The 13,548-nt window shown below is 70.7% G+C and carries 11 protein-coding genes; 6 read left to right on the forward strand and 5 right to left on the reverse strand.

The window, feature by feature from the left end; all coding sequences use genetic code 11:
• The first annotated feature begins 332 nt into the window (after positions 1–332).
• Positions 333–1,001 (forward strand): HAD family hydrolase, encoded by a 669-nt coding sequence (locus ADL15_RS03390; RefSeq protein WP_067685049.1) that lies wholly within the window; start codon positions 333–335, stop codon positions 999–1,001.
• A 151-nt stretch (positions 1,002–1,152) separates the two neighbouring features.
• A complete protein-coding gene (locus ADL15_RS03395; RefSeq protein ID WP_232343876.1) occupies positions 1,153–3,450 on the forward strand; it encodes a putative bifunctional diguanylate cyclase/phosphodiesterase in 2,298 nt (765 codons plus the stop codon).
• 29 nt (positions 3,451–3,479) lie between these two features.
• On the opposite strand, the gene ADL15_RS03400 is transcribed toward ADL15_RS03395, so the two are convergent.
• Positions 3,480–4,595, reverse strand: a complete 1,116-nt coding sequence (locus ADL15_RS03400; RefSeq protein WP_067685053.1) for a serine hydrolase domain-containing protein — start codon at positions 4,593–4,595, stop codon at positions 3,480–3,482.
• Positions 4,596–4,753: 158 nt separating this feature from the next.
• Here ADL15_RS03400 and ADL15_RS03405 point away from each other — a divergent pair, with 158 nt between their 5' ends.
• Positions 4,754–5,977, forward strand: coding sequence for a sensor histidine kinase (locus ADL15_RS03405; RefSeq protein ID WP_083970869.1), 1,224 nt, complete (start codon positions 4,754–4,756; stop codon positions 5,975–5,977).
• Positions 5,965–6,609 (forward strand): response regulator transcription factor, encoded by a 645-nt coding sequence (locus ADL15_RS03410; protein WP_067685056.1) that lies wholly within the window; start codon positions 5,965–5,967, stop codon positions 6,607–6,609. The genes ADL15_RS03405 and ADL15_RS03410 overlap by 13 nt, the downstream gene beginning before the upstream one ends.
• A gap of 294 nt (positions 6,610–6,903) precedes the next feature.
• Here the strand turns inward: ADL15_RS03410 and ADL15_RS03415 are convergent, their stop codons facing one another.
• Positions 6,904–7,533 carry a DUF4352 domain-containing protein gene (locus tag ADL15_RS03415; RefSeq protein WP_083970870.1) on the reverse strand — a complete coding sequence of 210 codons (630 nt, stop codon included), beginning with the start codon at positions 7,531–7,533 and terminating at the stop codon, positions 6,904–6,906.
• Between the two features lie 144 nt (positions 7,534–7,677).
• The gene (locus ADL15_RS03420; protein ID WP_067685058.1) at positions 7,678–8,913 is read right to left on the reverse strand and encodes an NAD(P)/FAD-dependent oxidoreductase; all 1,236 of its coding nucleotides are present in this window, start codon (positions 8,911–8,913) and stop codon (positions 7,678–7,680) included.
• A 348-nt stretch (positions 8,914–9,261) separates the two neighbouring features.
• Here ADL15_RS03420 and ADL15_RS03425 point away from each other — a divergent pair, with 348 nt between their 5' ends.
• Complete coding sequence (locus ADL15_RS03425) at positions 9,262–10,044, forward strand: hypothetical protein (protein WP_067685060.1); 783 nt, start codon at positions 9,262–9,264, stop codon at positions 10,042–10,044.
• 267 nt (positions 10,045–10,311) lie between these two features.
• Here ADL15_RS03425 and ADL15_RS03430 read toward each other — a convergent pair whose 3' ends face one another.
• On the reverse strand, positions 10,312–11,820 hold the full coding sequence (locus tag ADL15_RS03430; protein ID WP_198170494.1) for a carboxylesterase/lipase family protein: 1,509 nt from the start codon (positions 11,818–11,820) through the stop codon (positions 10,312–10,314).
• A 67-nt stretch (positions 11,821–11,887) separates the two neighbouring features.
• Here ADL15_RS03430 and ADL15_RS03435 point away from each other — a divergent pair, with 67 nt between their 5' ends.
• Positions 11,888–12,499: a TetR/AcrR family transcriptional regulator gene (locus ADL15_RS03435; protein WP_067685062.1), complete on the forward strand. Its 612-nt coding sequence runs from the start codon at positions 11,888–11,890 to the stop codon at positions 12,497–12,499.
• Positions 12,500–12,583: 84 nt separating this feature from the next.
• Here ADL15_RS03435 and ADL15_RS03440 read toward each other — a convergent pair whose 3' ends face one another.
• The gene (locus ADL15_RS03440) at positions 12,584–13,504 is read right to left on the reverse strand and encodes an ATP-binding protein (RefSeq protein ID WP_067685064.1); all 921 of its coding nucleotides are present in this window, start codon (positions 13,502–13,504) and stop codon (positions 12,584–12,586) included.
• Positions 13,505–13,548 lie beyond the last annotated feature (44 nt).

The following is a 13,548-nucleotide window of genomic DNA, read 5'->3' on the forward strand; positions in this document are numbered from 1 at the left end:
CCCCGCACCCAGCACCCAGCACCCAGCACCCAGTCTCGGCCGCCACGCGCCCCCGTCCCCCGGCTGGTTGTCAGGGGTCCCTCAAAGCCCCGAAGACACCCCTGGCAACCAGCCCACAAAATGCCAGCTGCCCCGCTCACACCACTGGCTGGTTGTCAGGGGTGCCTCAAGCCTCCGGAGACACCCCTGGCAACCAGCTCACGAGCGCCGGCTGGTTGTCAGGGGTGCCTGAAAGGGTCCGAGACACCCCTGGCGGCCAGCCGGGTTCGGCGGGCATCGCGCTCGGCGTGGAGCGCGGCGTTCGCTGCACGGCGCCGCCTACAGTGAGGCGCGTGGATCTTCCTGAGGATGTCGCGGCCGTGGTCTTCGACTGTGACGGGCTGCTCGTCGACACCGAGACGTGCTGGACCCGGGCCGAGACGGCACTGTTCGCCGAGCACGGCCACGGCTTCGGGCTGGAGCAGAAGAAGCTGCTCATCGGCCGGACCCTGGAGACCGCCGCCGAGGCGATAGCCACCTACTTCGACCTGCCCGGCGAAGGTCCCGCCCTGGCCGCCCGGCTCCACGACCTGGTCGCCCTCGAACTCGCCGCCGGCGCCGACGCGCTCCCGGGCGCCCGCGACCTGGTGACCGCGCTACGCGGCCGGGTGCCCATCGCCGTAGCCAGCAACAGCAACCGCGCCTTCGTCGACACCGCCCTGGCCAAGTCCGGGCTGGCCGAGCTGTTCTCGCACGTCTACGCGGTCGAGGACGTCGCACGGCCCAAGCCCGCACCGGACCTCTACCTGGCGGCGTGCGCCGGCCTCGGGGTGGATCCGGCGCGCAGCGTCGCCTTCGAGGACTCCGGCACCGGGGTGGCCTCGGCCCGCGCCGCCGGCCTCTACGTCATCGGCGTCCCGTCACTGCCGGGCACGACTCTCGACGTGCACCGGAGTTACTCCTCCCTCGCCGACCCGGAATTGCTCACCTGGGGTTCAGGCCTCGGCCTTAACCGCCGATAAGCCCTTTGACCATGATCGAAAAGCTCGTCCCGGCAGGGACGAGTTGCGGGCCGTGTATCCCTCAGAAGCAGGCCTAGTCCCGAGAAATCTCAGAACCGCCCGCCGATGGTCGATCACCGGCATGGTGGCACAGGGATCGGTTCTGAGGAGGATGATGATCGGCCGGTCGGCGATAGTCCGTCACGCGCGCGCCGCGGCCTTCCTCGCCGGTCTGCTGGTGCTGGTGATGAGCGTGTTCACCAGCGTGCTGGCGACCCGGGACAAGCAGGTCACCTCGCAGGACCACGCCCTCGATCTCGCCCTGCAGCAGCAGGTCGCCACCGTGCGCAACTATTTCGCGCAGTCCCGGGCGATCGCCGAGGTGCTCGCCGACAACCCGGTCTTCATCGACTTCTACCAGGCGCCCGGCACCACGGCAGAGAAGATCGCCACCGGCGGGCCACTGCTGGAGCGGGTCAACGACGCGCTCGCGTACCTGGAGCAGTTGTACCCGGGCCGGGTCGGTGAGGCGTGCTTCGTCGACCGCGACGGCTCCCAGATCGCCCGGATCGACAACGGCCTGCCGGTCGCGACGAAGAACCTGCGCCCGGACGAGACGAAGATGTCCTACTTCGCCCCGACACTCGCCCTCGGGCCGGAGCGGGACTACCAGACCAAGGCCTACCAGTCGCCGGACACCCACAACGCGGTCATCTCCAACTCGATCGTGGTGTCGGCGGCCGGGCACACCGGCATGGTGCACTTCGAGATCGCCCTGGACAGCCTGCGGCTGCCGGCGACCAGTGGCCGGGTCGCCTCGATCATCGACGCGAGCACCGGCGGGGTGCTTGTCGACTCCCGGACCGCGACGACGATCACCGGCAATGACGACGACTCGTTCATCCCGTTGAAGGAAGGTGGCAAGCTCGCCGGTATCACCACGCTGGGCGACCGGCGGGTGGCCTACCAGCGGCTCCCCACCGCCACCAACAACGCCAACGACTGGTACGTCGCAGTGTCCGCCACCGCGTTCGGGCTCGGCTGGTCCCGTGGCCTGAGCGTCAACTCGCTCGCGCTGCTGCTGGGCGCGCTGCTGACCATCCTGGTGTCCGGTGTGAGCTGGCGCAGTCACACCCGCTCGGTGCGCCGGGCCGCCACCCACGACCCGCTCACCGGCCTGCCGAACCGGGCGCTGTTCGTCGAGCGCACCGAGGTCGCCCTGCGCAACGGCCGCCCCGCCGCCGCGCTGATCATCAACTTGCAGGGCTTCCGGAACGTCAACGACGTGCTCGGGCACCGGCACGGAGACCTGCTGCTCATCCAGGTCGCGGAACGGCTCTCGGAAGCCGCCCCGACCGGTGCCACGGTCGCCCGGATCGGCGCCGACGACTTCGCCGTGCTGCTGCCCGGCGTCGACCTGGAGCCGGCCCGGGAGACCGCCGATAAGCTGCTGGCCGCGCTGCACCACACCTTCCTGATCGACGACTTCCAGCTCGACGTCGAGGCGAACGCCGGGCTGGCCGCCGCACCGGAGCACGGCACCGAGGCCGACGCCCTGCTCCGGCACGCCGACGCGGCCCTGCACCTGGCCCGCGAGCAGGCCAGTACGGTCCAGCAGTACGACGCGTCGAACGACACCAACGCCGCCAACCGCCTCGAACTGCTCGGCGACCTGCGCCGCGCGATCGGTGCCGACGACCAGCTCTCGCTGCACTACCAGCCCAAGATCGACCTGGCCGGCGGCCGGGTCACCGGCGTCGAGGCGCTGATCCGCTGGCAGCACCCGCGCCTGGGCCGGGTCGCGCCGGACCAGTTCATCCCGATGGCCGAGTCGACGAGCCTGATCCGTCCGCTGACCAGCCACGTCCTGGACATCGCCGTACGCCAGGCGAAGGACTGGTCGGACCGCGGCATGCCGATCCCGGTCGCGGTCAACCTGTCCACCCGCTGCCTGCTCGACCCGCACTTCCCGGCTCAGGTCTTCGACCTGCTGCACCGGGTCGGCCTGCCGGTCGCGCTGCTCAAGTTCGAGATCACCGAGAGCATGGTGATGACCGACCCGGAGAAGGCCCTGGCCGTGCTGCGCGAACTGCGCAGCGGCGGCATCAGCCTGTCGATCGACGACTTCGGCACCGGTCACTCGTCGATGACCTACCTGCAACGCCTCCCGGTCGACGAACTGAAGATCGACAAGTCGTTCGTCCAGGCGATGGGCGACAGCCACGGCGACGCCGTGCTGGTCCGCACCGCGATCACGCTCGGCCACAACCTGGGCCTGTCGGTCGTCGCCGAGGGCGTCGAGGACCTGGCCGCGGTGGCCGCCCTGCGCGAACTCGGCTGCGACGTCGCCCAGGGATACCACTTCGCCCGCCCGATGCCGGCCGAGGACTTCGACCAGTGGCTGAGCGATTACTCGGGCCGCTCCTACTCGGCCCGGCACTCCGCGAACGCCGTCCCGGTCGACGCCTGACCCCGAAGCCGGCTCGCCCCGACCGGGAATCACGGGCAGAGCACGCTGGTGATCAGCGTGGTATAGGCGGGGCGGGCATCCGGGAACGGTAGTTCCGCTGGATTCTTGCGCTGGCCGCGACCCAGGTCGAAGACCGTGGCCACGAGCACGAACTGCCGGGTGGCATCCGCCGTGGTCATCGAAAGACTGGTGAATCCCGGGCCACTGCCGTCGGTCTCCCACACCGTCACCTCGTTGTCCTCGCAGGGGATCGTGAGCCGTTGCACGCCCAGCCCGTAGTCGCTGTCGAGCGCGGTGGTCAGCAACTCGCGCTGCTGGGCCGGACGCAACAGCCGGCCCCTGAACAGCGCACTGTCGAAGCGAGCCAGGTCGGCGGTGGTGGAGACCATCGCGCCGGCCGTCCACTCACCGGAGGGGTTGAAGCCGGTGACGTCGCGCCCGCTCATGTCGTATCCGTGCAGGTACGGACCGGGGATCGCCGGGTCGTCGAGCGGGAACGAGGTGTGCGACAACCCGAGCGGGACGATGATCCGGCGGCGGATCTCCTGGTCGGCACGGTGGTGGGTCACCGCTTCGATCACCAGGCCGGCGAGCAGGTAGTTGGTGTCCGAGTAGGCCCACTGCTGTCCCGGCTCGGACAGCGGCGGGTGCGCCAACGCCGCGGCGATCACGTCCCGCGGCTGCTGGCCGCCCCGGTCGGTGCCGTTGTCGGGGTTGTAGATGCCGCTGGTGTGGTTCAGCAGCTGCCGCACGCTGACCTTGCGCCCGTCCAGCATCCCGGGCAGCCAGCGCTCCACGCTGTCGTCGAGGCTCAACCGCCGCTCGCCGACCAGCTGGAGCAGCACGGTGGAGACGAACGACTTGGTGTTGCTGAAGATCCGCCAGTGATCGTCGGGCTGCGCGGGCCGCCCGGCGGCCAGGTCAGCGATCCCGGCGGCCAGGTGCCAGCTTCGGGTGCCGGTGCGCACGTAGGAGAGGACGGCGGGGTTGCCGGCCGCCACCGCTTCCTGCAGCGCCTCCCGCACCCCGGTGGGCGGCCCCGGGGTCCGGGCCTTGGCGTTGGCGGCGGTGCCGCCGGCCGTCACCAGGCCGATGAGCACCGTCCCGGCGCAGATCGCCGTCAGCGCCGTCTTCTTCTTCGCCATGTTCGCTCCTCGGCTCGGTGTGTCGGCATCACTCTTCCGGCGTGGCGACGGCTAATCGACCAGGTACTCCCCCGACTTCACCCCGGGGACAACCCGGGGGTCAGGACGGGGGCCCACCGGCTGTCCCGCCCGGCCGGCGACGGTCCATCCTGGATCCCATGCGCGGCACGAAGCGATTGCTCTACGCCCTGGTCGGCCTCCCCCTGGGCCTGTTCGGCCTGGCCTACGTGGCCGTCACGATCGTGGCGGGCTCCGCGCTAGCGCTCACCGTGGTCGGGCTCCCGCTGCTGGCCGCCGCCGTGCGGGGCGCCCGGCTCCTGGGCACGCTGCACCACGCGCTCGCCCAGCGGCTGCTGGAGATGACGGCCGCCGGGCCGGTCGCGCCGGCGGCCGGCACCGGCTTCCTCGACTGGGTCACGATCGGCCTGACCGACCGGGCCGGCTGGCAGGCCGCGGTCTACCTGCTGATCAAGGCGCCGATCGCGGTGCTCACCGCGGCGATCGCACTGTTCTTCTACGGCTACGGTCTCGCCGCGGCAACCTACCCCGCCTGGTGGCGGCTCATCCCGCCCCAGGAGGGGCACGAGGGCCTGCAGCTGCCCGGCGACGTCTTCCTCGACACCTGGTCCCGGGCTCTCATGGTCGCCGTGGTCGGTGCGGCGATGCTGCTGGCCGCCCCCAGGGTCCTGCGCACCGTGCTGGTGCTCGACCGCGTCGCCATCGCCGGCCTGCTCGGGCCGGGCAAGCTCCGCGAGCGGGTCCGTGAGCTGGAGCGCAGCCGGGCGTTCGCGGTGCAGGACGCCGCTGCGGCGCTGCGGCGCATCGAGCGCGACCTGCACGACGGCACCCAGGCCCGGCTGGTCACCCTGGCCATGAAGATCGGTGCCGCCAAGGAACACCTCGCGCAGACCGACGCCGATCCCGCAGCGCGTGACCTGGTCAGCCAAGCCCATCAAGAGGCGAAAGCCGCTCTCGTCGAGCTGCGTGACGTGGCCCGCGGCATCCACCCGCCGATCCTCGACAGCGGGCTCGACACCGCCCTGAGCACTCTCGCCGCCCGCAGCCCGATTCCGGTCGAGCTGACCGGCGCCCTCACCCGGCAGCCGTCGGCGGAGGTCCGGCTCATCGCCTACTTCTGCGTGGCGGAGCTGCTCACCAACGTCGTCAAGCACAGCGGTGCCCGGTGCGCCACGCTCGACGTCGAGCACCGCGGCGACCTGCTGCGCCTGACCGTCACCGACAACGGGACGGGCGGTGCCCGGCCCCGCAGCGGGCTGATCGGGCTGGCCGATCGGGTCCGAACCGTCGATGGCCGCTTGGACGTGGACAGTCCCGACGGAGGGCCTACGGTCGTGACCGTGGAGCTGCCATGCGGATCGTGATCGCCGAGGACGCCGTCATGCTGCGCGACGGCCTGACCCAGATCCTGACCGGCCGGGGACACGAGGTGCCCGCCGCCGTCGCCGACGCCGAGGCGCTGCTCGCCGCGGTCACCGAGCACCGGCCCGACATCGCGATCGTCGACATCCGTATGCCGCCGACCCACACCGACGAGGGGCTGCGCGCGGCGATCACCATCCGCCGCGATCACCCGGCGACCGGAGTGCTGGTCTTCTCGCAGTATGTCGAGACCCGCTACGCCGCCGACCTACTCGCCGGCGGCGCCCAGAAGGTGGGCTACCTGCTGAAGGACCGGGTCGCCGACGTCAGCGACTTCATCGACGCCCTGACCCGAGTCGCCGCCGGCGGCACGGTGCTCGACCCCGACGTGGTCACCCAGATGTTCAATGCCGGTCACCACGCCGGCCACCTGGCCGCCCTGACCACCCGTGAACGCGACGTGCTGACGCTGATGGCCCAGGGCCGATCGAACACGGCGATCGCCGAGCAACTCACGCTCGCCTACGGCACGGTCGAGAAACACATCACCAGCATCTTCACCAAGCTCGACCTGCCCGCCTCGGGCGGCGATCACCGCCGGGTGCTCGCCGTCCTGCACTACTTGCGCCCCTGACCACCACCGACCCGAGCGGAGCCGACCACCGATCTGCAGCGGCATGACATGGCAATGCCGGTACCACCGGTGAAGTCCGACTACCAAGAAGATGACCGCGGACCTGCACGGCGTCACCTGGCGCCGCCAACCAACCACCCGACAAGGGCCGGCCCGAAGGAGAAGTCCCTGGCCAACAACAGCGTGACCCGGCGCCGCCGACCGACCACCCGACAAGGGCCGACCCGAAGGAGAAGACCTTGCCCAACAGCGTGACCCGGCGCCGCCGACCGACCATCGCGGAGAGCTGGCCGCCTATCTGAGCGTGACCTCTACGCCGCCGGAGAACGGCGAGTCGTGGAGTTCCAGGGTGGCCAGCGTGACCCCCCTCGGGACGTCGAAGACGAGGCTGCTTGTCGCTTTATTGCCCGGGGCAAGCTTCTTCAAGAACGCGTCAGTGCCGTGATTGGCGTAGAGGCTGGCCAGCTCGTCGATCCGGTATTCGCCGCCAGACGCGTCCCGCGCCTTCTGGGGGTAGCCGATGAAGTATTTCGTGCCGTCGCCGATGTCGCGCACCGACAGGCTGATCACGCAGAACTTGCCTGCGGCGGTGCGTTTGAGGCGCTCGACACCGATGCTCGTCCGGGAGCAGTCCATCGCGGAGACCACGAACTGGAACTTGCCGTCGCGGACCGCATCGCCGAAGCCGGGCCCGGCCGGGACGACCTTCGCCGGCGGGCTGGTGGTGGCCGTGGCGGCGGTCGACTGCGTGTGGCTGTACTGCTCGGCGGCGATGCCGGCCGCGAACAGCGCGACCACCACGACGAGCGACACCACGACCGCCAGCGACACCTTGAGCGGCGACACAGGTCGGGCGGCCCGGACCGGCCGGCGAGGTCGGGCAGTCCGGACCGAGCCGTGCTGCTGACGAGAATCGTGCGACATCGAGCCACTCCACGGGGCCGGCCGGGTTCACTATCTCCTCACTCTCGGCCACCACTCACGTCTGAACCAGTAATTCGGCATGATCAGCACCAATCACCGCCTGATCGGACAAACCATCAACCCCGAGCACGGGCACGCTGGTGGTTATTTCAGCAGCTCCGGTAGCTCGACCGCCGCATCGGCCAACCTGGCCAGATCGATCCGCTGCCCGGCCAACCCCGCCCGTACCAAATCCTGGATCTGATCGGTGACCTCCCAGACGTTGATGTTCATGCCGGCGGCCACCCGGCCCTCGACGGTCCAGAAGACGACGGCCTCGAGAGCGTCAAGGCTTCCCCGGACCACCAGCTCGGCCGGCACGCCCGGCGGCACCCAGCCGGCGTATTCCATGCCGAGCTCGTACTGGTCGGTGAAGAAATACGGCAGGTGGTCCCAGGGCGTGCCCCGGTCCAGCATCGCTCGGGCCGCCGCGGGACCGGACTGCAGCGCGTTGGCCCAATGCTCGACCCGGACGCGATGTCCCAGCAGCGGATGGTCGATGTTCGCGATGTCGCCGGCCGCGAAGACGTCCGCGTCGCTGGTGCGATGCTGTGCGTCGACGAGCACCCCGCCGTCGACAGCCAGGCCGGCCTGCTCGGCCAGTTCCACGTTCGGTTCCGCGCCGACGGCGATCAGGACGTAGTCGGTGTCCAGGACGGTGCCGTCGTCGAGCACGACCTGCGTGACGTCGCCGTCACCACGCAGTTCGGCGACGTGGGTCCGATAGCGGAAGTCCACCCCGTGCTTGCGGTGCAAGGACCCGAACACCGCCGCCAGCTCGTCGCCGAGCACGTGCTGCAGCGGCGCGGATTCCGGGGTCACGACGGTCACCGCGACGCCCCGGCCGCGTGCCGCCGCGGCGATCTCGAGGCCGATCCAGCCGGAGCCGACGATGGTCAGCCGGGCGCCATCGGTCAAGATCTCGGCGAGCCGGTCAGAATCATCGAGGGTACGCAGGGTGAGCACGTTGCCCAGCTCCACGCCGGGCACCGGCAGGTCACGGGGCCGCGAGCCGGTGGCCAGCAGCAGTCGGTGATAGCCGATCTCCTCCCCCGCAGCGGTCCGCACGGTCTTCCGCTCCCGATCGACGTGGGTGACCCGGGTCCCCACGCGCAGATCGACGTCGTGCTCGGCGTACCAGCCGGCCTCGTGCACGTACGGGACGCCGGCCTCCGTTTTGCCCAGCAGCAGATCCTTGGACAGCGGCGGCCGCTCGTACGGCCGGCGGTGGTCGTCGCCGAGCAGCACGATCCGGCCGGTGAAGCCCTCCTCACGCAGCGTCTCGGCGGCCTTGGCCCCGGCCAGGCTGGCGCCCACGATCACAAAGGTCGGTTCGGTCATGACAGCTCCTCGCATTGACGACGGCTTCGTAGAGTTCGATGTACCGGTCCTACATCAAGGCTTCGTCCTCGGCCAGGTCCCGAGTGTCGTGGCCGACACCCCGCGACGCCGCGATCCGGTGCACGGCGAGCAGGATCCCGTCGAGCGCGCTGATCGCCACCGTGACGAGGACTGCGGCGGCGTAGTCCAGCCGGCGCGACGGCGCTGCCGCAGCCTGCGGGTTCGCACCGGCCAGGCACGGTGATCAAATCAGCACGCCGACGGGGAGAAGGAGCATGACGGGGATGTGCACACCAGGCAGACCGGGCGGGACCGCCGTTTGTGACAACGCCGGATAGGTTGTCGATCGTGGGAGTCAGCGCGTACGTGCATTGCCGCTGCTGGAAGGACGGACTGGCGCCGGCGCCGCCGGTCGGCCCGGTCGGTTTCGACGAGGACGGCCGGCTCGGTCTGCTGGAGCCTTGGAGCCGGGAGACCGCGAACGCGCACGGCCACGTCGAGCACTGGCTGGAGCACGGCTGCCCGCACGACGACATGCAAATCCACCGCGAGGAGATCGGGTCCTGGGCCGGCATCCGGATCTTCCAGCAGGCCCTGCGGGCGGCGGGTGCGGCGGACTTCCCGGTGCTGCTCAGATACCTGCCGGAGACCAACGACGGCTGGATCCCCGCTGACGAGGTGCCCCGGGTGCTGGCCGAATTGGATCACTTCGAGAACGGCGCGCGGCTGGCCGACGAGGTCGTCCTGGTCGACGAGGCCTCCGGGGACGCGCTGCATTCCTACGTCGCCAGCCACGGCGGCGTGTTCATCTGGGGCCGGGACCACCACATCGGGGTCGATCCGGCCGGCTTCTTCGTCCTCGACAGGACGACGGAGCTACCCGGCACGCTGTTCCGGGCGGCCCGTTTCGAGCAGCGGGTCCTGCCCGGCGGCGAGCTGGAACTCACCGGCGAGGGGCAGAGCGTGCGGCTGGCGATGACACCGATCGCCAATTACCTGCCGACCCCGCCGCAGCGGCTCACGATCCAGGTCAGACCACGGTCGGCGGCGGACTTCGACCACCTGCTGGGCATGCTGCGCCGACTGTGCGCCGCAGCCCTGTCCACCGACAACCCGATCCACTGGATCTGACCCCGCCCTCCCTCCCGAGACGACGTTCATCGGATCCAGCGGCGACGCCCCGCATGCGAACGCCAACCGGTCCAGCGGCGACGCCCCGCATGCGACCGCCAACCGGTCCAGCGGCGACCGGCCCGACGCGAAAACCACCGCGCCCGGGACTTCGTCGACGTGCGGGACCTGGCCGCTGCACTGCGGTCCGGGGCGCTGCAGCGACGCGCCCGCGGCGACAGCGAGCAGGTCCGGCAACGCCGCCGACGGAACCCGCATCGCAGGACGTCAGATGCCGGACCAGAAGCCGCACTGGTGTTCGGCCGCCAGGTTGACGCCTGCGGTGTGGTCGGCGGCGAACGCCTGGTGTGCGGGCAGCGCTGCCCACCCCGGACGCCCGGTCGTCGCGAACCGGGACCAGGCGTCGATCATGTCGTCGGCCAGATTCGCCTGGACGTCGCCGACCGTGGTGAAGCCGGCCACGTCGAAGAGATATGGCAGCTCGTAGCCGTGTGCGGCGCCCCACGGATACGTGTCGGACACCGCCGGACTGTGCCGTTCGGCGAACTCGTAGCCGAAGGTCGGCGCGTGCCGGGCGAGCAGGCGCCGGGTGGCCAGCGACGGGCACGCCCAGATCCGGTCGGTGGCGAGCGCAGCCCAGGCCAGACCCGGTGTTTCATACGACCCGGCCGGATATCGAGCGGCGACGTCGGCGGCCCGGTCACCGAACGCGGAATCCAGCATCGCCGCGTAATCGGCCGCAGTGAGCGGCACGCCCAGCCACAGCTCCTGCACGCCGGTGAACGCGCGGTGCTCGTCGAGGTTGGTGCCGCTGAGCACCGGCACCCGGGCCGCCTTGCCTGCCCGCAGCGCCGCGGCCGGTGAGTCTGGCAGCAGGGCCGTGCCGTAGGCGGGAGTGGTGAAGGCCCTCGTCGCGCCGAGCAGCGCGAGCGGGTCCTTGTCACGCAGGCACGCGACCGCCTGCGCCGGCGGGCAACCGAGCGTGGCGGCGAACGCGGAACCGTTGCGCTCGACGGTCGCCCGGGACGTGAACGGCACCCCGGCACCCATGCTGGGCAGGAACAACCCGTCGGGCCAGCTGTCCAGGCACGACCCGGACTGCATGATCGCCTTGTCGAAGAGCCCACGGGCGGTCGGCGAGGTGAGCTGCGCGCAGACGCTCTCCGCGCCGGCCGACTCGCCGTCGAGGGTGACGTTGCGCGGGTCGCCGCCGAACGCGGCCGCGTTGTGCCGCACCCAGCGCAGCGCCGCCTGCTGGTCCTGCAGGCCGAACGTGCCGGAGCCGGCGAGCCCGGGCAGTCCGAAATAGCCGAGGACGCCCAGCCGGTAGTTGACGGTGATCACGACGAGGTCGCCGCGGGTGGCCAGACGGGCCGGGTCGTAATCGGTGGCCGAGCCGTTCTGGAAGCTGCCGCCGTGCAGGAACACCAGCACCGGGTGCGGGCCGGGCGTCGTCGGCGCGGTGACGTTGAGATAGAGACAGTCCTCGTCGCCGGTGGGCGCGCCGAAGACCGGGTTCTGCGCGCAGCGCTCGTGCGGTGCGGTCGCGTCGCGCACGCCGTGCCAGGCGGTCACCGGTTGCGGGGCCCGCCAGCGGCGTTCGCCGGTCGGGGGTGCGGCGTACGGGACCGCCTCGAACGTACGAAATCCGGTTTTGACTGTGCCTTTGATCTGGCCCTGGTCGGTCCGCACGATCGGACCGGCGGCCGCGGCCGGGACAGCGGGCACCACCAGCATCGCGGCCAGTGCCAACACACTCCAGCTGAGCCTGCGCACTTGCACCTCCGGGTGAGGATTTTTTATGATGCAGATGTATCATAACCGGAGATGGCACAGTGGTGCGATGCCGAAGCGGGTGGATCATGAAGTACGACGGCGGCAGATCGCCGCGGGAGTGTGGCGGATCGCCGCCGAGCGCGGGCTGCCCGCGGCCACGTTGCGCGAGGTCGCGGCGGAGTCCGAGGTGTCGATGCGGCTCGTGCAGTATTACTTCACGACCAAACACCAGATGCTGGTGTACGCGTTCGAGCTCGCCGCGGTCACCGCCGGTGAGCGGATGCGCAGCCGGTTCGGTGAGCTGGGGCGCACGCCGGAGCCGGTCGAGGTGGTCCGGATCTGCCTGCACGAGCTGCTGCCGACCGATCCGGACAGTCTGCTGCTGAGCCGGGTGCACGCTGCCTACTACGCCGCTGCGCTGACCGACGCCACCCTGACGGCCGCCGACGCCGACAACCCGCAGCACATGCTGGAGAACCTGATCGCGGGTCAACTGCGCGCGGGTCAGGCACGCGATCTGGTGCCCGCCGCGATCGACCCCGACCTCGAGGCCCGCGGGCTGGCCGCGCTGGCCGCCGGGCTCTCCTCGATCGTGCTGGTGGGTGGCCGGACCCCCGAGGAGGCCCTGGCCACCATCGACTACCAGATCGACCGGCTGTTCCCCGACCAGACCGCCTGACCGGCCACCATCGACCACCGGATCGACCGGCTGCTCCCCGACCAGACCAAACAGACCGCCAGACCCGCCAGACCGCCAGACCGGTCAGACCGCCTGACCGGCCACGTCGCCGTGCACGCTGCGCACCCAGTCCTTCTGCGCCAGCTTCAGGTGTAGTTCGCGCAGGTAGGCGTCGCGCCGGGGCACGGACACCGGCCGGACCGCGTCGGCGATGGTCCGCAGCGGACCGACGTCCTCGAGGTCCTCGGTCCGCGGGCACCGCCCGTCCTGCCGGGCCCGTCGCAGGCCGGCCTGGGCCGGCAGCACCGCGAGCGGCTCAGCGCCCAACTCGCGGCGCAGGTAGTCGACGTCGACCTCGTCGACCACCTTGTTGCCGACCAGGATCAGCAGGTCCTCGACGCCTGCCGCGGCCGCCAGCTCCCGATAGCGGCGGGCCACCGTGACCGATTCCGGCGTGGGTTCGACGACCACCACGATCGCGTCGAACTGGGCATGCAGCGAGTTGGCGAACGCGTCGGTGCCGGCCACCATGTCACAGACCACCCAGTCGCCGGGCTGCGCCCGCAGGTGCGATAGCAGGTTCTCCAGGATGGCCAGGTGGCCGTGGTAGCAGCCGCCGCCGATGTCCTCCGGCTCGTAGGTGCCCACGTGCATGACGTGGGTGCGCTCGTCGAGCGCCACACCGTGCCCGGCCAGCACCGGGTCGGCGGGATCCAGGGTGACCAGGCGCGAGCCGGGACCGGGCGGGGTGGTGGCGACGAAGTGCTCGACTGCGCCGACCAGGGTGTTGGTGCCCATCAGGTGGCGGCGCACGGACGTGGCGTTGTCCGGATGTGACAGCGCGGCCCCCCGGTCGGCGGTGACCCCGAGCAGCGGGGCGAGGTGCACGTTGACGTCGGCGTCGATCGCCAGGACCCGGCGGCCGGTGGCGCGCAGGTGTCCGACGAAGAGCGCGGCCAGGGTGCTCTTGCCACTGCCGCCCTTGCCAGTGAAAGCGATTTTCATTACCGAGAAGCTAGTGACGGCCGAGGAGACGTGCAAGCGAAACA

The organism is Actinoplanes awajinensis subsp. mycoplanecinus, from assembly GCF_001509495.1.
Classification (GTDB): Bacteria; Actinomycetota; Actinomycetes; order Mycobacteriales; family Micromonosporaceae; genus Actinoplanes; species Actinoplanes palleronii.

Coding starts and splice junctions, on each gene's coding strand:
- ADL15_RS03395 (WP_232343876.1), top strand. CDS start 1,153: ATGATGATCGGCCGGTCGGCGATAGTCCGTCACGCGCGCGCCGCGGCC.
- ADL15_RS03400 (WP_067685053.1), bottom strand. CDS start 4,595: ATGGCGAAGAAGAAGACGGCGCTGACGGCGATCTGCGCCGGGACGGTG.
- ADL15_RS03405 (WP_083970869.1), top strand. CDS start 4,754: ATGCGCGGCACGAAGCGATTGCTCTACGCCCTGGTCGGCCTCCCCCTG.
- ADL15_RS03410 (WP_067685056.1), top strand. CDS start 5,965: ATGCGGATCGTGATCGCCGAGGACGCCGTCATGCTGCGCGACGGCCTG.
- ADL15_RS03415 (WP_083970870.1), bottom strand. CDS start 7,533: ATGTCGCACGATTCTCGTCAGCAGCACGGCTCGGTCCGGACTGCCCGA.
- ADL15_RS03420 (WP_067685058.1), bottom strand. CDS start 8,913: ATGACCGAACCGACCTTTGTGATCGTGGGCGCCAGCCTGGCCGGGGCC.
- ADL15_RS03435 (WP_067685062.1), top strand. CDS start 11,888: ATGCCGAAGCGGGTGGATCATGAAGTACGACGGCGGCAGATCGCCGCG.
- ADL15_RS03440 (WP_067685064.1), bottom strand. CDS start 13,504: ATGAAAATCGCTTTCACTGGCAAGGGCGGCAGTGGCAAGAGCACCCTG.